We start from the raw sequence: 16,485 nt of genomic DNA, 5'->3' as shown, positions 1-16,485 counted from the left end.
CTCCACATGGTATCTCCGGGGGTTCCTGGCGTGCCCGTGCTGGCGCCAGCTCCGGTCGCCACCGAGACGAGCGCTGCCTCCGGCGCGAAGGGGTTGTGATGACGTCGGCTTCGACTCCCCACTGGCGGTCCTCCGTCCCCCGGCTCGTGATGCTCCTGACCCTTTCAGGGGGCCTGCTCACGGGATGCGAGAGCGAGCAGGAGAAGGTCGTGCGCAGGCTCCTCGAGACCCGGGCCTGCAACGGCTGTCAGCTCACGGGCGCGCGGCTGGAAGGGGCGGCGTTGCCTGGAGCCCAACTCCGGCAAGCCAGGCTCAGAGAGGCGCGGCTCGCTCAAGCGAATCTCCGTGGCGCGGACCTGACCGGCGCGTCCCTGACCTCCACCGACCTGCGCAGGGCCGACCTCCAAGGCGCACGCTTCGATGGCGCCTACTTGACGGGCGCCCAGCTCCAGGATGCCAACCTGGAAGGCGCCGATCTTCGCTCCGCATTCGCCTTGGACGGGGCGGACTTCCAAGGCGCCAACCTTCGGGGGGCCCAGCTGGCCGGGAGCAAGTTCTTTGGCCCCGCGGGCCCCTATCAGCGCACGGAGCAGACCCACGCCTATTCCGTGCCCAGCGGTGGGGCGAACCTGCAGCGCGCGGACCTCCGGTCGGCCGACTTGAGTGAGGCCGTCCTCTCCTACTGCAACTTGCAAGGCGCCCGCTTCCAGGGAGCCCACCTGCGCGACGCCTCACTGGAAGGCGCGGATCTGCGCGGTGCCGAACTCCTCGAAACCGACCTTCGAGGCGTCCAACTGGAGCATGCGACCTGGGTGGATGGCACCCGCTGCGGCCCCGGCTCCGTCGGCCGGTGTGTTCCCCTCAAGCCCTGAGCGGGGCGCCTGCCGCGAGCCGCTCAGCGCTTCTTGCTCGTGATCTGTCCCTCAATCACGGACCGGACCTTGGGATAGAGCTCTTGCCGGCTGACGGAGTGTGAGACCCGCATGAAGTAGTCCATCGTTCCGTAGGTCACGGCTGGCTTGAACTCCAGCTTCGCGGGGGCTCGGGGGAATGGCTCGAGGGCCTTGTTGGGGATGGGCAGGCGCGTCTGGTTGAGAGGAAACGGCTGCAACGGGGAGAAGAGGGGAGTGACCTCCATCTTTCCAACGCTGCGCTCCTTGAGGACGGTGACAAAGGACTCAACCGCGCCGCACAGCTCGGCGAGTGACGCGACAACGGGGATGCTCGCCAGGTGACTCGCCTCGCGTAACAGGTTGATGGGCGAGAGAGGAGTGATGACAGGAAGGTCCGGAAGGAACCGCTCCACCTTCAGGCTGACCGTCACCCACTCCAGGATGACCCGGAGGTTGTGCACGGTCTTCCCCCAGTCGGAGACGAGGTTCTGCACCAGGCCCACGTTGGCCGCGAGGGTGAAGATCAGATCCATCAGATCCGTCTGCGCCGAGTACTTGTCGTACCGGATCTCACTGGTCTCCAATCGGCCGACAAAACGTTTGTAGGTCGCTTCGAGTTGAAACTGGCTGTAGGGGTCCGCCGCGGTGATGTCGACATCCGTGAGGCTGGCGCTGAACGGCGTCGCCTTGAGCTGGGCCCGGGGAGAGGTGCCCGTGTTGTCGAAGGATTCAATCTGATACTTCAGGATGCCGGCGATCAAGTCACACAGGGGGCCGCTCAGGGTCTTGACGTCCACCCGCATGAACTGGGCAAGGGCCTTCAGGAACGTGGAGACATGCAGGTCGTCGAAGAGGCCGTCGAGAGGGTATTTCCCGCTCTTCTTGCGGTCCTTGAGCGCCTTCATCAGGGGCGAAAGGCTCTTTTCGAGCTTGTCCAGTTCACCGATGAAGCGGCCGGCCAGGAGCTCGGGCAGGATGGCTCGCTTCGTGGCCGCCTTGCCTTGGAGCTCGATCGCGACGGGGAAATCAAAGGGCTTGCTGAGTGTGCGGATGATTTCGCGGAGCCTGGCGAAGATGCCGTTGATCTTCTCCAAGAGCTGGATGCAGTGGTCGTAGAGCTTCCCTGCTTTGTCGGAGGCCATCAGGAGCTTCAGATTGATTCGCCACGAATCATCCGCGTCCCTGGGGCGCGTGGACTTGATGGCGTCCTTGAGGAGCTGGCCGTCGAAGTGGATGTCGGCCAACAGCTGGGTGACCTGCTCGAACCCCGCCTTCTCCAGCGCGTCGTGGAATGGCAGCAGCGAGAAGTCAGCGACAACCCGTTGGGTCAGGTCGTATTGATTGTGGACGTTGACGATCTTGCATTCTTCGTGGAACACGCCCGTGTCCACCTGATGCTGTCGCTGGAAGAAGGGCGTCGAGAGGTAGGTGACGCTGCGAATCTTCCAGGTGCGCGGCCAGACCTTGGCTGCCTGTCGCGTCAGCTCGTTGATGACGTTCCCGCCATGTGAGTGGCCGATGAAATGGAACGCGACCTCCTGCTTGAGGAACTTCTTGTAGTAGGCGACTTGTCCCTCGGCCCCACAGAGGCGATTGGCCAGATAGGTTCCAGCGACGCGCCGGTTCGACGCGCCGTTGTCTCCAGACCAGCCATGCGCCGTGAAGATGTGGACGTTGGTGTATCGCTGGCGCAGGGCCTCGATGTCCTTGCGGAGTCCGGGGTTCTCTCCCCAGTACCAGTCCGGATCCGTGAGGGGCTTGGTGTTCTGATAGCTGGCGGAGTGGGAGCGGGTGTCGGTGTTGGTCGGGTCCGTCGTCCCGCTCACCAGCACGATGATATTGGGGATGTCTCGCATGCGTGGTCCCTCGGGTCGGTACGGATCACCAACTGCCGCTGGAGCCCGCCCCGCCAGACCTGCCGCCACCGCCGCCGACTCCCTTGCCCTCGCCGTTCGTGAGCACCTGGCTCTTCAACGCCGGGTGCAGCGTCAGCAGGTTCTGGACCCACTTCTTGGCGTAGAGGTCCCCGGGCTTCTCGAACTCCGCCTGTCGGCGGTAGACGCCGCGCCAGGTGGCCTGGCTGTCCCAGAGGCTGCTCCCGTCATCCGTCATGTAGCTCTTGGGATGCCCGACGTTCAGTCGGAAGCCCCTGGCCTGGACGTAGTTGGCCAGGAGGATGCTCCAGATGGAGACAATCGCTTTCCGGATGTCGATGAGGAGGTCTCCCCCTGCCTCCATCAGCTCATACAGGAGCATCGAATAGCGTTCGACCGCGGCGGACTCCAGGTAGAAGAGCGGTGGAGGCGCCCCGCTGTAGGCCTTGAACTTTCCGCCCTCGTTCTTGCCAATGAGGACCCCAGGCGTCCAGCCGGGCATGCCGGGTTCGACGAGCCCGAAGACCCAGGAGCGGCGCCCCGCGAGGAAGTGATACTGGTTGAGCCGGTTGAAGACCTCTCCCAGGAGGGGCGACATCGTGGACGTCAGGTAGTCCGCGCGCTCCGCGAAGTTGCGCTTGAGCGTCTGCGCCGCGAAGCCCTTGTTCGCGTTCTGCCAGAGGACGTGGACCCAGTCGCTGTGAATGTCGGGCAGGTTGATGCCCAACCTCTCCGACCTGAAGTCGAGCACGAACCGGAGCGTCTTGTTCAGCTCGAACTTCTTGGTGGACCAGGCCACCGTGGCCTTGTTCTCGGTCAATCCCTTTTCGACGCCGTTGAAGTACCGGGGGAAGTCCTTGATGAAGTCCGCCACGAGCAGGGGCACCGCGTTCCGGCCGTCCCCCTCCAGCCCGGGGATGCTGAAGTGGATCCGGAACTGATTCACATGGAAGTCGCCGGTACCTCCGGCGATATTGAGTTCTGTGAAGTCCATGGTCCTCCCTTCGGAGTGATGCGACAGGCGTCAGGAATTGAAACGGTCAGCTCCGCGCGCGCCTCGCTTGCCGGCCGAGCCCCAGCCCCAGCAGCAGCAACAGCGCCAGCGCCGCGGCTCCATCTCCGCTGGTTCCACAGGCGCAGCCACCGCCAGTGCCTCCCAGGGTCCGGGCCTGCCCCTTCAGCGTGAGCGCGGCCTCCGCGGTCGTCTCTCCCCGGAGGCGCAGCCGCAGCGTGCCCTCCGCGGGGCCGCCCACCTGGCCGCGGAAGGTGATGCCCACCGTCGCCTGGGCTCCCGGCGCCAGCTCCGCGTCCAGCGCGCTGGCGTCGATCTCGAACGAGGGGTTGGTGTTCTCCACCACGCTCAGCCGCGCGGGCGACGCGGACTGGTTGGTGAGCGTCACGCTGCGCGGCGCGCTGGTGCCCCCGATGTCCACCCAGCCCATGTCCAGCTCCATCGGCTCGATGGTCAGGAAGCTGGCGACCGTCACCCCGGACAAGGCGACCAGCGCCGCGCGCTCCTGGTCCTTCGTGCCCAGGACCAGCGTCGCCTTCGCCGCGCCAATCTGTGACGTGTCGTACTTGAGCTCCAGCGTCAACGAGTCGCCTTGCGCCAACACGCGCCCGTCCGCGCCCAGCGTGGGAGACACCACCACGAAGTGCGTGGCCTGCGGCCCTTCCAACTTGGGCGGCAGCAGGATCAGCTCCTGCGTGCTGTCGTTGGTGAGCGCCACCTTCGTCGTCACCGGCTCCGCCTGCTTGACGGTGCCGAAGTCCAGCGTGCGGCTGAGCGAACGGAACACCGTGGAGAGCCCGCGGCCCGACAGCGCCACCTGCGCCACGGGCGACTCCAGGTCGCTCGTCACCACGGTCAGCGCGGCCTTGGACGTGACGTCCGGCCGAGGCACGAACTTGATGAACAGGTCCTTCGCCTCCTGCGCCGCCAGCGTGAAGGGCAACGTGGGCGCGGACTCCACGCTGAAGTGCGACGGCTCCGAGTTCTCCGACACCCCGATGATCTCCAGGCCCTGCACCTTCAACGGCTGGAGTGATTCGTTGGTGAGCCGCACCGAACGCACCGCCGACGCGGAGGACTCGGCCACCCGCGCTCCGAACTCCAGCGTGGGCGTGGAGAGGCTGAGCTGGTTCGTCCGGCCTCGGCCGCCCAGCGTCACCAGCAGGGTGCTGGCGTGGCTGTCGTCGGAGGTGATGCGCAGGACCGCGTTGAAGCGCCGCTGCGCGTCCGGGTGGAACTGGAGCGACAGGTCCATGCTTCCCCCTGGCACCAGCCGCACCGGCATGGGCGGCTTCTGGAGGACGAACGCCCTGGCGTCCTCTCCATCCAGGATGATGTCCTGCACGGTGAGCATGCCCGCCTCCGTGCCCGCGTCCGACGCCCCGAGCGGCGCCACGTGGGTCAGCCGCAGGCCGATGAACTCGGAGGTGGTGTTCACCCGCGTGCCGCCGAAGTCGAGCGACCCATCGAAGGCCACCGCGTCCCGGCGGGTCACATCCAACTGCGCCGACGTGGCGGTGCCCTGGAGGGTGAGGGTGATGGGGTCCTGCGAGGCCGTGCCGCCCACGCGCAGCGTGGCCAGCAGCGTCCGGGGACCTCCCGTCGACCCCTGGGGCCGGAAGCGCAGCGTGAGCGGGGTGCTGCCACCGGCGGGCACCACCAGCGGGAGGTTCTGCGCGGAGAACTCCGAGCTCCCCGCCGCGAAGTCCACCGACACCTGCGCGGAGGTGATGCCGGTGTTGGTCACCGTCACCGATTGATCCGAGTACGAGCCGAAGTTCACCGGCCCGAAGTTCACCGAGCTGGTCGGCAGTGACACGCTGCCCACGCCCTCGACCGCCAACTGCACGGTGTTGGGGGTCGTCTCCGCGTTGCTCACGATCGTGAGCACGCTGGTGATGTTGCCCCGCGCGGAGGGCTTCGCCGACACGAGGAACGTATGCGCGTCACCGGGCAGCACCGTGAAGCCGGAGAGGGCGGACGGGCAGCCGTCGGTCTGCGTCCCATCATCCGGACGCAGGCAGAAGTCGCCGGGGACCGTCACGGAGTAGACGACCAGCGGCGCCTTGCCGTCGTTCTTCACCACCAGGGGCTGGCGCGGCCCCTCGATGCCCAGGGCCTGGGGGGCGAAGCGGGGACTCGTGCCGCCCGGCAGCACCAGCAACGGCACCGTGCCCCGGCCCGAGACGACGATGGGCAGGTCGGTGGTCTGGTCGGAGTTGCTGAGCACGTGCAGGGTGGCGCTCACGTCCTGCGCCGTCTCCGGCCGGAAGGTGACGTCGAGCTGGGTGGTGGCGTCCCGCGCGAGGTTGATGGGGAACTGGCCGTTGTTCAGCTTCGCCGTGAAGGGGCCGCTGCCCGTCACGTTGTTCACGGTGAGCTGCGCGGAGCCCGTGTTGCGCAGCACGATGGACCTGGTGCTCGTGCCCAGCCGGGGCACCTCGCCGAAGACGAGCTGGTTGTTGCTCAGGTCCAGCTTCGCGAAGGCGCCCACGCCGGAGAGCTGCCGGGAGAGCGCGAGCGCTCCAGGTGACTTCTTCAGCCGGATCTCCAGCTGCGAGGAGAAGGACCCGGTGGCCGTCGGGTTGAAGGTGAGGTCGATGCGGCGCGTGGCTCCCACCGGGATGATGGTGTCCGGCCACTGGTCCACGGTCGCGCGGAAGTAGGTGTCCGGCACGGTGCTCACGCTCAGCAGATCGATGGGCACCTGACCGGAGTTGGTGATGACGAGCGAGCGCAGGCTCGTCGCGCCTGGCAGCGTGGCGGGGAAGTCGACGGCGTCGGTCGGCGCGGACATCTGTGCGTCCGCGCCCCGGCCCGTCAGCACGAAGCTGCGCGTGGTCGTGACGCCCGTCGTGACGCCCTGGTAGACGATCTCCAGCGTGTCCTCGTGCTGCTTGCCCACCACCGTCGGCCGGAAGGTGATGTTGAAGGGCTGGGGGCGCTCCTCACCGCGACCGATGATTGGCTCGGAGCCCGTGATGGGATCCACGGAGAAGGCCGAGCCGGCGGGCAGGACGCGCGCCGCCGTGACCTTGAGGCCCTCCGAGGCCTGGATCAGGTTGCGCAGGGTGAGCTGGCCATTGACGTGCGCCTGGTCGACCTGCCGGGCCCCGAAGCTGATGGCGTCCACGCCGAAGATGGCGATGGGACCCGCGGAGGTGCCCTTGACGATGAGCGTGCGCGGCAGGACCTTGTCGTCGGTGGTGAAGAAGCGCAGCCGCGTCTCCAGCGCTCCCACGTCCGTGGGACGGAAGCGGATCTTCACGGTGGCGGTCTGGTTCGGCTGCACCGTCTGGGGCAGGAAGTCGACCACCTGGAAGTGCGCGTCGCTGTCCGGGGTGATCTTCGACAGGAAGAGGGCCTGGTTGCCGGTGTTGCGCAACGTCAGGTCGGACGTCTGCTCGCCGCCAGGGGCCACGTTCGGGAACACCAGGGGGTCCACCAGCAGCGTCAGCTCGGGCGCGAGCGCCCGGCCGGTGATGGCCACCGAGGCCACGGCGACGGTGGCGTCCGTCTGGAACTGGAGCGTGCGGGGGAAGGACTCGCCCCAGGCGCTCGCGGCGAACGTCACCGTCAGCAGGGCGCTGCTGCGCGCCGCGATGGTCAGCCCCGAGGCGGGAATGCCCGCGAGCGTGTAGGGCGCCAGCGACTCCGGTGGGACCGGGAACACCTTCACGGGCCAGTTGGTGGAGTTGGTGAGCGTGACCTGCCGTGTGGGGGCCGCCTCGCCTACGATGGCGTCGCCGAAGGGCAGCGACGCCGGGCTGACCGTCAGGGACGTCTTGCGCGCCGTTCCACTCAGCGCGACGTCAGACGGGCAAGCCGTGGACGGGGATGTGCCAAAGGTGAGCAGACCCTGCAGGGCGCCGCTCTCACCGATGCCGGGATTGAAGGTGATCAGGATCTCCCGTCCCGCCGAGTTCGGTGCCAGCGTGAACGCCGTGGCGGGGTTCAGCGAGAAGGCATTGCTGCCCGTCAGCGTGGGCGTCACCGTCAGCGCGACGTTGCCCGAGTTGGTGACCGTCACCCGGCGCAGCTCGCTGGTCGCGTCACCGGACTCCTGTTCGGCGAAGTCGAACGACCTCGGGGACACGTCCATGCAGGCCGTCCCCGGCGTCGTCGTGCCCGTCAGGGCCACCTGCGGCGCGGGCAGGGTCGCGTCATTGCTGGTGAAGGAGAGGGTTCCGGAGGCGCTGCCTGCCTGGGTCGGACGGAACGTCAACGTCAGGCGTTGGGTCTCCCCGGAGGCGAGGTTGAAGGCGGACGAGGGGTCCACACGGAAGGGGGCGCCCGGGGACATCGTCAGCGCGGACACCTGGAGTGTCGTGTCGCCGCTGTTGCGGACCGTGACCTCCTGCGTGGCGCTGTCGGTGCCCACCGCGGTCTGGGGGAAGGACAACGTGTCGCGGCTGAGGATGAGCTTCGCCGGCAGCTGGCCCTCGCCGCTGAGCCAGGCGAAGGGTGGGGTGGGGCACATGGAGCTGGACGCCAGGGTGAGCGCACCCGTGAAGGTGCCCCGGCTGGCGGGCGTGAAGGTCACGGTCAGCGGCTTCGACGCTCCCGCGGCGATGGTCAGCGGCGCGTTGGGCACGCTGAAGGGCGCGGTGGCGGAGGGAACCTCGGAGAACGACTCGTTGCCCAGGTTGATCACCGTCACCTGGCGCGTCGTCGGCGTGTTCACCAACTGAGGCCCGAACGCCACGGACGACTGCCCGAGCACGAGCAGCGGCCCGGTGCCCTGACCGTCGAGCGTTATCGGGAGCGACTGACGCTCCGGATCATCCGTGTAGAGCGTCAGCGTCCCGTGGAAGGCCCCGGGCTGAGGGGGAACGAAGCTCACCCGCACGTCCAGCCGGTTCGTGCTGCCCTGGGGCATGGCAGGCACGGTGCAGGGCAGGGCGCACAGGGTGTTCGATGTGGTGTACAGCCCCAGGAAGGTGAAGCCCCCGCTGATCGTCGCGTGGAGGATCTTGCGCGTCTTCGTGGAGGGGTTGCGCAGCGAGACCGCGCTCGAACCCGAATTGCACGAGGCCTGCGGGCCGAAGTTGATGGAGGAGTCCGACAGGGTCAGCGGGAACTCCTGCACCTCAGGACCTGCGTCGCCGAGTCCCGCGTCGCCGAGTCCCGCGTCGCCGAGTCCCGCGTCACCGAGGCCCGCGTCACCGAGCCCCGCGTCACCGAGGCCCGCGTCGCCGAGTCCCGCGTCACCGAGGCCCGCGTCGCCGAGTCCCGCGTCGGTGGAGCCGGCGTCGCCTCCGTCGGCGGGCCCGGCGTCGCCCCCGTCTTCAGGGTCCAGGTTGTAACGCCCGAAGGCGATACGCGGTTCGTCTTCGCTCTCGCGGCCACAGGCGGAGAGCACGCACAGCGAGGCCGTGAGGAGGAGCAGGAGCCGTTTCATGGGCGACCTCAGTTCTTGGCGGTGAGCGCCGGTGCCTTGGCGCCGGAGGCAGGGGGCGCCTTGGGGGCGGTGGGGGCTTCAGGCGGCTTCGGTGCACCGTCGCCGTCAGGTTGGCGCGGCTCCGCTGGCTGGGTTCCGGTGCGGATGCGCCCTTCGAGCAACTCGATGTCCAGCGAGCCGGGCGCGGGCGCGTTGACGAACTGCTGCCACGTCCCGTCAGGCGCGGTGAACAGGAACGACACCGCCACTGGCGCGTTGTCCGGCAGCGGGACCTTCATGCGCTGGAGCGTGCCCGGATAGATGAGCGCCGACAGCAGCACGTCCGCGTCCGGCTGGAAGACGCGCGCGGACACTTCGCCATAGGACTCGATGGCGAACTGCTTGGGGTCCACCTTGCGCACCAGCATGTAGAGCGGCCGCCCCTGGTTGGTCCCCGAAGGGGCCTTCACGCTCAGATGGAGCGTGCTCGGCTGGCACGCGGCCAGGAGGCACAGCGCCGCCGGAAGACAGATCGCCCAGGGTTTCATCGCGGCACCTCGCGGAACGGGATCCAGGGCTCACCCTTGAGCCCGAAGCGGAGGTCCATCGCCCCGTCCGTGGCCGCGCTCCCGCGTGCGCGCAGCGACCACTGACGGTGCTGGTCCTCCGTGGCCTGTGAAGACTCCAGCAACCGGAAGCAGCTCCACGCCGAGCGCGACTTCTCCAGCGACGCGTACTGCACTGACTGGTCCGCGGGCGCGCGCACCTCCACCATCAGCGACGCCGTCTGCTGATCCCACCAGGCCAGGGGGAACTCCTGCCACGACGGGCTCTGGTTGTAGGCCAGGAAGGTCGTCTTGCCGCACTTGAGCGAGCCCAGCGTCACGAAGCTGCCCGGCGTGGGCGCCTTGGGCAGCGGCAGCGGCATCACCTGCAGCAGCAGCGGCCGTGGCCGTCCTTCCGTGTCCCACAACACGCGGGCCAGCCGGGACAGCCGTCCCAGCGTGGGCAACACGCCCGCGGGCAGCGCGAGCCGCGACTGGAGCGCGCCGCGCGGCACCCACTCCGAGCCGCGCTCCTCGCACACCGGCGCCAGCACCCGCGTGACGAACTCCCAGAAGGCGCCGTCCTGCCGGCGCAGGACCTCCAGGTCGCCTGGGTCCACCTCCTGCGTCGCGTCCGCCGTGAACGGGTAGCGCCCCAGGAGCGGGCGCAGGAAGCGCCCGGAGGCGTCCTCCCACTGGCGCTCCAGGGTCCGTTCGATCTCCCGCTGCCCCAGCTCGCGCACCGCGAGGAACGGCTGGCGGAAGGGCTGGCGCAGCTCACCGATGAGCCCCTGTTGATCCAGCCACGCGTCCACCTTGTGCAGGTAGGACGCCTCGTCCTCCAGCATCATCGCGAACGCCAGACGCCCCAGCGGCGTCAGGAGCTCCGGCAGGCGCGCGGCGCCGGTGTTGGGCGCTGGAGGGGTGGCCGGGCCGCCGGTGAGCGACGCGGTCGCCCCCGGGGGCACCGCGCCCGGACGCGGCACCGCGTTCAGCTCGTCCGACATCTGGGCCACCAGCGCGCGGTAGGGATTGAGCGCCGCGTAGTTGCCGCTCTCGTCCGGCTTCATCACCGTGGCGATGGGCTTGAACGGCGCCACCGCGTTGCGCAGCGATTCGTAGAAGGGGCCCTCCAGGGGCTCCAGCGCCACGCCCTGGGCCACGTCGCGCAGCATGTCCACCAGCTCCGAGGAGGGCTGGGTGAGGCGCGCCAGCTCCTCCGCCAGGAGCGCGGGCACCAGCGCCTGGAAGCGGTAGGTGGACACGCGCTGGAACAGGCGGTTGCGGTACTGGAACGCGAACTGGTTCACCTTGCGGCGCACGTGCTCCTGGCGCTGCGACACCTCCTCCACCGGCAGCCCCGAGCCCTTGATGCGCTGGGTGAACTCATCCACCATCGGGCGCAGCCGCGTATCGAACTCCAGCCGGTCCGCCGCGAGCCCCGCGCCTCCACGCGCCGCGACCCCGTCCTCGCCCGCCGCCACCGCGCCGAAGGGCAGTCGCCCCGTCTTCTCGTGGTAGCGCAGCAGCGCCTGGTGCAGCAGCCGCGAGCCGTCCTTGGGACGGAACTCGAAGGTGCTCTGGAGCACGGGCACCTGGAGCACCGCCGGCCCGTTGCCCGGCAGCCACAGGCCGTCGCGGACCAGCAGCTCCGCCACGCTCATCTTCTGCACCGCCTTCACGCCCAGGTAGGCCTCCTCCTCCATGCGCAGCACGTTGGAGAGCACCTCGCGGTGGTCGTTCATCCACGCCACCGTCTTGAGCGTGGAGGGGATGCCCCGGAAGCGGCTGGTGTCCACCCGCGCCTCGGAGGCGGCCAGGAGCTCCAGCGCGCGCGGCAGGCTGCTGAAGCGCGCGCTGTCGTCCAGCAGTGACTGGAGCCGCCGGCGCTCGTCCTGGATGGCCTCCAGGTCCGCGTCCAGACGCTCCAGGTCGTGCGGCTCCACGGAGCGGTTCTGCAGCAGGTCCTGCAGCCGCCGCAGGTGCGACTGCCACGGGGCCAGCTGCGCCTCCAGGGTGAGCGGCTCCGGGAACGGCCAGCGGGCCCAGTCCGCCTCGGGCGTGTCCGGCGCCTTCCAGGGCGGATCGCTCATGAGGACGTAGTCGGCCACCAGCGGCTCGCTCAGGCCCACCGCCGACACCCAGGAGCGCGCCGCGTCCAGGGTCGCGCCATCCGCCGCGGGCGCCGGTCCACTGGCCTCCGGGATGAAGCTCCAGGTGGGGCGGGTGCGCAGGCTCGCCAGCACGAGCTGCCCCAGCGCCTCGTCCCGTGAGCCGTGCAGCGTGGCCAGCAGGTAGACGACCTGCTCCGGCCGGCACGTGTCCGGCTGGCGGTGGCACTTCTCCAGCGCGGGCCGGATGTGCGCCTCGCGGATGCCCCGCGCCAGACGCTGGCGAAGATCCTCGCGCGCGCCCGTGAAGCTGTAGCGCAGGAGCGGCCAGGTGCTCATGGCCCGCCACAGCGTGTCCAGCGACTGGCCCGCCGCGAGCACCTGATCCTGCGCCACGGCCCCGGACACCTCCTGGCCCTGGTCGCGCATGCGCTGCACCGTCTCCTCGAAGCGCTGCACGCGCGTGCTCGCCTGCCCCAGCCGCCACGCGAAGTGCCCGTAGGCGATCCCCAGGGGCAGCGCGCACGCCAGCCCCAGCAGCACCGCGCGGCGCAGGTGCGTGTGCAGGTAGCGCTCGCGCACGGCGCGCGCCGTGCTGGCCTCGGCGGACACGGACAGCACGTCCGGGTCGCGCGTCTGCGCGTCCGCGGAGGACAGCGACACGGTGGAGAGCTTGGGGGCGTACGCCAGCGTCTGGCCCTCCATCAGCGCCGTCACGAAGCGCGCCAGCGCTTCGAAGGGCGCGTGCCCCTCCGAGTAGAAGCGCTCCAGCCGCTCGAAGGACTCCACCGGCAGCGCCGTCAGGCCCAGCGCCAGGTACTGCTCGTGCGTCTTGAGCAGCGTGGACAGCTTGCCCTCCTCACCGACCGGGGGCAGCGTGAAGCGCAGCGGTACGTGGTGCGCGCGCAGCAGCCGCGCGAAGTCCCCGTAGCCCTCCCGCTCATCCAGGTGGGTGAGGCACACGCGCGTCTCCAGCGCGCCCTCGCGCACCTCCGACAGGAGGTTGAGCTTGCCGCGCAGCAGCTGGGCCGCCCGGCGCACCTCGTCCGGCGGCGTCTCCGCCAGCCAGCGCGCGTCCAACACCAGCACCGCCAGCGCTTGCTGGCCGTGGCCGAAGGTGTCCTTCCACAGCCGGCGGAGGGCCTCGCGAGCCTCGGGCGTCTCGTCCTCCAGCAACTGCGCGGACACCTCCTGCGCCACGACGTCCGCGCCCAGGTACACCTGGAGCAGCGAGTCCGTGAGGAGGCTGGGCAGGAACTGCCGCGCCTGCCGCTTCCAGTCCAGGTCCAGCTCGATGAGCCGCGACTTGCCCGCGCCCGCGGGCCCCAGCACCACCACGCCCGGCAGGTCCGTCACCGCCACCCGGTGCCGCAACGGCAGCCCGGCGAGGAACTTCTGGCGGACCTGACGCAGGCGGTTGCGCGCCAGGGGCAGGGGGGCGGCGGGCGCGGCCGAGGCCGCGGCCTTGCGCTTGGCACGCCAGGCGAGGAACAGCGGAACGCCCAGCGCCAGGAGCGCCAGGGCCAGCAGCACCCAGGGCTTCCACGCGGGGGGGATGAACGCCGTCAGCTTCTTGATGACCTCCATGGCTCAGCGCTCCCCCCAACCCGTGACGTCCTTGGCCCGGCCCGCGCGGTGCAGTGCCTCCAGGATGTCTTCCAGCGTGTCCAACGTGCCGGCGAACGCCGCGCAGGCCTGCTGCTGTGCTTCTGGCGCCAGCCGCGGATCCGCGGGGCCCGGCAGGAGCGCGGCCAGTCCCTGGCCAAGCTCTTCCAGCAGGGGTCCCATGCCGCGGCGTCCGGGCCCGAAGCGCGCGTCGATGAGGCGGCACAGCTCCTGGAGCACGGCCGGCGCGGACTCGAGGCCCGGCGCGGCGGGGGCGCCCGGAGCGGGGCGTGGGGGCGCGGTCGTCACCGGGTCACCCACCACAGCACGGCCTGCAGCCCCAGCACGCTGGCGGCGCTGATGGCGTAGTAGCGGGCGGGAAACGCGTAGAGCAGCGGCCCGGAGCCGTCTCCGGGCGCCGAGGGCGCGGGCAGGGGCGGGGGCGTCACGATGCGCGCCGCCAGCCGCTCCTGGTACTCGCGCAGCTTCGCGGTGTGGCCCAGGTAGCGGCCGCCGAAGCCCGCGGTGATGCAGAAGTGCAGCATCTCGAAGAGGAGCGCGGGGGAACCCGGCTCGTCCAGCCGCTGATCCGCGAGCGCATAGAAGGCCTCGCCGCCGCCGTCCTCGCCGAAGAGGCGGTACTGCAGCAGCGGCCACAGGGGCTGCTCCGCGTCCGCGAGCCGCAGGAGGACCCGCTCGTCCACCAGGTACGTGAAGGGCTTGAGCGCGTCCTGCACTTCCTCCTCCCGCGCGTGCGCACCCAGGCCCGCGCGCAGCCGCTCCACCACTTCCAGGAGCTGCTCCTGGAGCGTCCGCAGCCCCTCGCGGCCCACCAGCCCCGAGGCCGCGCCCGAGCCGGGCACCACGGAGGGCAGCCACGTCTCCAGCACGGCCTGGGCCTGCCGGTACTGCGTGAAGACGACCTGCCAGTGCTCCAGCTTCATCGCGCCCCCTCAACCCACGTTCACCATGGAGCCGCCCACGGTCGTCATGCCGCCCTTCAGCTCCGCCATCGCGTCCGACTTGAGCGCCAGCTGCACCTCCGCGGCCACCTTCACCTGGGGAGCCGCCACCACCACGTCCTTGGTGCCGTCCATCTTGACGGTGGGCGCCTTCAGCGAGACCGCGCCGGTCTTGCCCTCCACCTTGACCTCGGAGCCCTCCACGCTGAACGCCTTCGCGGCCTTGAGCGACACCGCCTTGTCGGAGCTGAGCGACGCGTCCGCCGCCGCCTTCTGCGTCAGCTTGTCCTCGGTGGTGAGCGTGAAGGCCTTCTTGCTCTCCAGCGCGAACGTGTCGTCGCTCTTCCACGAAGACGCCTTCGACGAGGTGACCTCGATGGTCTCCGCCTTCAGCACGAACGACTTGCACGTCACGGTGACGCTGTCCTGCTTCTGCACGACGGTGCTCGTCGCGTCATTGCCCTTCACCTCCAGGGTGATGGCCTCGCCATCCATCGTCACCGTCTGGAGGATCTTCCCGTCCTTGTCCTCGGTGGTGAGGATGAGGCCCTTCTCCTTGTCCATCTCGATGGTGCAGATGAGCTTGCCCATGTGCGCCGTCCCCCTTGGAAAACGCTCAGGCCCGACGCCAGTAGAGGAGCACCTGGGCGCCCTCCAGCGCAGGGGTGGCGAAGAAGGTGAGGCCGTCCTCCCGCTGGGCGGACTGCCATTCCTCGCTCTGGTGTGTCAGCTGATACCAGTCGATGTCCGCGTCGAAGGAATGGGGAAAGGAGGGGTAGGCCACGTGCCGGTACGGCACGCCCTTGAGGGCCTGGCGGCGCACCGCCGGCAGGCGCAGCGGGCTGGCGATCTTCACGCCCTCCATGGACCGGGGCCGGTCGCGCTCCTGGCGGCGCACCAGCAGGTAGAAGTCATCCGGCGGCGGTGTCTCCCGGGGCAGCGGCGTCAGCCGGAAGTGGCCATCCTGGAATTCAAAGGCGCGGTAGGACAGGGGGCTTGCCTGCGGACGGAAGCCTCGCGTGAGCAATTCCATCCACCGCGCGAGCCCAGGGCCCGGTGCGTCATGTTCATACGCGGGCAGCGCGTCGTCCGGCTCCGCCTCCAGGTAGCAGCAGGTCTCGAAATACAGCCGCCGCAGCGCCTGCATCAGGTGGTAGGGCGGCGGCTGCACGCCGTGGCGCATGTCCTGGCGCAGCACCTGGAGCCCCCGCACCTCGCAGAGCGCCCGCCGCGCGCTGGCCAGCCGATCCCCGCGCACCAGGCCTTCCCGCAGGGAGGTCCGCAGCTGTCCCTGGGCCTGCTGGAGCAGCCCGTCCAGCTGCTCGAACAGCGGCGTGAGGAAGGGATGGGGCCCTACCCGTAGCAGCGGGGGCAGGTGCGTGCCCGACAGGACCCAGGGCCCCTCCGCGTTCCGCGTGAAGACCGCCAGCGCCAGGCTGCTCACGGCGTCGTCCACCACCGACTCCAGGGACAGACACAGCCGCCGCACCGCGCGCACCACCGGGGGCGCCTCCTCGCCCGGCCCAGGCGTTTCCTCCCGGGGCTCCACGACGGCCAGCAGGTGCAGATACACCGTCAGCTTCGTGCGGCCCGACTCCTCCAGCGACAGCGGCGTCACCTCCGCGTTGCCCGGCACCTCCACCAGGTGTCCACCCGGGAGGACGGCGCTCAGCTCCTCCAGCGCCACGGTGCCCTTGTCCAGGAGCACGTCGTTGAATCGCAGCGCCCCCACGCCCACCACCGGCAGCCCCGCGAGCCCCGCGTAACGCCGGGCCTCTGTCGACAGGGATTCTTCCTGGGCGCGGAAGTGCTCCGGCAGCAGGGTCTGCCCTTCCTGCCACAGGACTCGCGCGAGGGTGTCTGGGTTCATGGCAGGGAAGGAAACGGCTTGCGCGCCGAGCGGGCATCCGGAGGGAGCGATACAAAATCAGCCCGGATGAAAAATATTTAAAAAAGCTACAGGCTCAAAGCCCGCGGCGTCAAGCCACCCCCGGGAATCCACCGTGTCTGGTTTCATGCCCTTTGGGGATGGAGACATCATGGGTTGGGTCTTTCTTGTCTCCCGGGTGAAACGGAGCCCAGCGTGTCAGGTCATATGTCCAG

General features: G+C 69.5%; 10 protein-coding genes. 1 reads left to right on the top strand and 9 read right to left on the bottom strand.

From position 1 onward, the window contains the following. The first annotated feature begins 209 nt into the window (after window positions 1-209). Window positions 210-872 carry a pentapeptide repeat-containing protein gene (locus GTY96_RS28975; protein ID WP_161666432.1) on the top strand — a complete coding sequence of 221 codons (663 nt, stop codon included), beginning with the start codon at window positions 210-212 and terminating at the stop codon, window positions 870-872. A gap of 23 nt (window positions 873-895) precedes the next feature. Here the strand turns inward: GTY96_RS28975 and GTY96_RS28970 are convergent, their stop codons facing one another. From GTY96_RS28970 to tssK, 9 genes are read right to left on the bottom strand one after another with little or no spacing between them, the layout of a single operon-like run. Then, window positions 896-2,749 carry a lipase family protein gene (locus GTY96_RS28970; protein ID WP_161666431.1) on the bottom strand — a complete coding sequence of 618 codons (1,854 nt, stop codon included), beginning with the start codon at window positions 2,747-2,749 and terminating at the stop codon, window positions 896-898. A gap of 25 nt (window positions 2,750-2,774) precedes the next feature. Next, complete coding sequence (locus GTY96_RS28965; RefSeq protein ID WP_161666430.1) at window positions 2,775-3,761, bottom strand: hypothetical protein; 987 nt, start codon at window positions 3,759-3,761, stop codon at window positions 2,775-2,777. A 46-nt stretch (window positions 3,762-3,807) separates the two neighbouring features. Further along, a complete protein-coding gene (locus GTY96_RS28960; protein WP_161666429.1) occupies window positions 3,808-9,180 on the bottom strand; it encodes a choice-of-anchor D domain-containing protein in 5,373 nt (1,790 codons plus the stop codon). Window positions 9,181-9,188: 8 nt separating this feature from the next. Beyond that, window positions 9,189-9,707: a hypothetical protein gene (locus GTY96_RS28955; RefSeq protein ID WP_161666428.1), complete on the bottom strand. Its 519-nt coding sequence runs from the start codon at window positions 9,705-9,707 to the stop codon at window positions 9,189-9,191. After that, window positions 9,704-13,402 (bottom strand): type VI secretion system membrane subunit TssM, encoded by a 3,699-nt coding sequence (locus GTY96_RS38430; RefSeq protein WP_161666427.1) that lies wholly within the window; start codon window positions 13,400-13,402, stop codon window positions 9,704-9,706. The genes GTY96_RS28955 and GTY96_RS38430 overlap by 4 nt, the downstream gene beginning before the upstream one ends. Before the next feature lie 3 nt (window positions 13,403-13,405). Beyond that, window positions 13,406-13,729, bottom strand: coding sequence for a hypothetical protein (locus tag GTY96_RS28945; RefSeq protein WP_143904820.1), 324 nt, complete (start codon window positions 13,727-13,729; stop codon window positions 13,406-13,408). Then, window positions 13,726-14,364, bottom strand: coding sequence for a DotU family type IV/VI secretion system protein (locus GTY96_RS28940; RefSeq protein WP_143904821.1), 639 nt, complete (start codon window positions 14,362-14,364; stop codon window positions 13,726-13,728). Before GTY96_RS28940 ends, GTY96_RS28945 begins: the two co-directional genes overlap by 4 nt. A 9-nt stretch (window positions 14,365-14,373) precedes the next feature. Beyond that, complete coding sequence (locus tag GTY96_RS28935; RefSeq protein ID WP_143904822.1) at window positions 14,374-14,973, bottom strand: hypothetical protein; 600 nt, start codon at window positions 14,971-14,973, stop codon at window positions 14,374-14,376. 25 nt (window positions 14,974-14,998) lie between these two features. Continuing rightward, window positions 14,999-16,252: a type VI secretion system baseplate subunit TssK gene (gene tssK / locus GTY96_RS28930; RefSeq protein WP_143904823.1), complete on the bottom strand. Its 1,254-nt coding sequence runs from the start codon at window positions 16,250-16,252 to the stop codon at window positions 14,999-15,001. Window positions 16,253-16,485 lie beyond the last annotated feature (233 nt).

The organism is Corallococcus silvisoli (assembly GCF_009909145.1).
GTDB lineage: Bacteria > Myxococcota > Myxococcia > Myxococcales > Myxococcaceae > Corallococcus > Corallococcus silvisoli.
The sequence above is the reverse complement of the archived record's forward strand: the minus strand, read 5'-3'. Positions and strand labels throughout refer to the sequence as shown.

Excerpts from the sequence above, each read along its gene's own strand:
- GTY96_RS28970 (WP_161666431.1), bottom strand. The coding sequence starts at position 2,749 with ATGCGAGACATCCCCAATATCATCGTGCTGGTGAGCGGGACGACGGAC.
- GTY96_RS28965 (WP_161666430.1), bottom strand. The coding sequence starts at position 3,761 with ATGGACTTCACAGAACTCAATATCGCCGGAGGTACCGGCGACTTCCAT.
- GTY96_RS28960 (WP_161666429.1), bottom strand. The coding sequence starts at position 9,180 with ATGAAACGGCTCCTGCTCCTCCTCACGGCCTCGCTGTGCGTGCTCTCC.
- GTY96_RS28955 (WP_161666428.1), bottom strand. The coding sequence starts at position 9,707 with ATGAAACCCTGGGCGATCTGTCTTCCGGCGGCGCTGTGCCTCCTGGCC.
- GTY96_RS38430 (WP_161666427.1), bottom strand. The coding sequence starts at position 13,402 with ATGGAGGTCATCAAGAAGCTGACGGCGTTCATCCCCCCCGCGTGGAAG.
- GTY96_RS28940 (WP_143904821.1), bottom strand. The coding sequence starts at position 14,364 with ATGAAGCTGGAGCACTGGCAGGTCGTCTTCACGCAGTACCGGCAGGCC.
- GTY96_RS28935 (WP_143904822.1), bottom strand. The coding sequence starts at position 14,973 with ATGGGCAAGCTCATCTGCACCATCGAGATGGACAAGGAGAAGGGCCTC.
- tssK (WP_143904823.1), bottom strand. The coding sequence starts at position 16,252 with ATGAACCCAGACACCCTCGCGCGAGTCCTGTGGCAGGAAGGGCAGACC.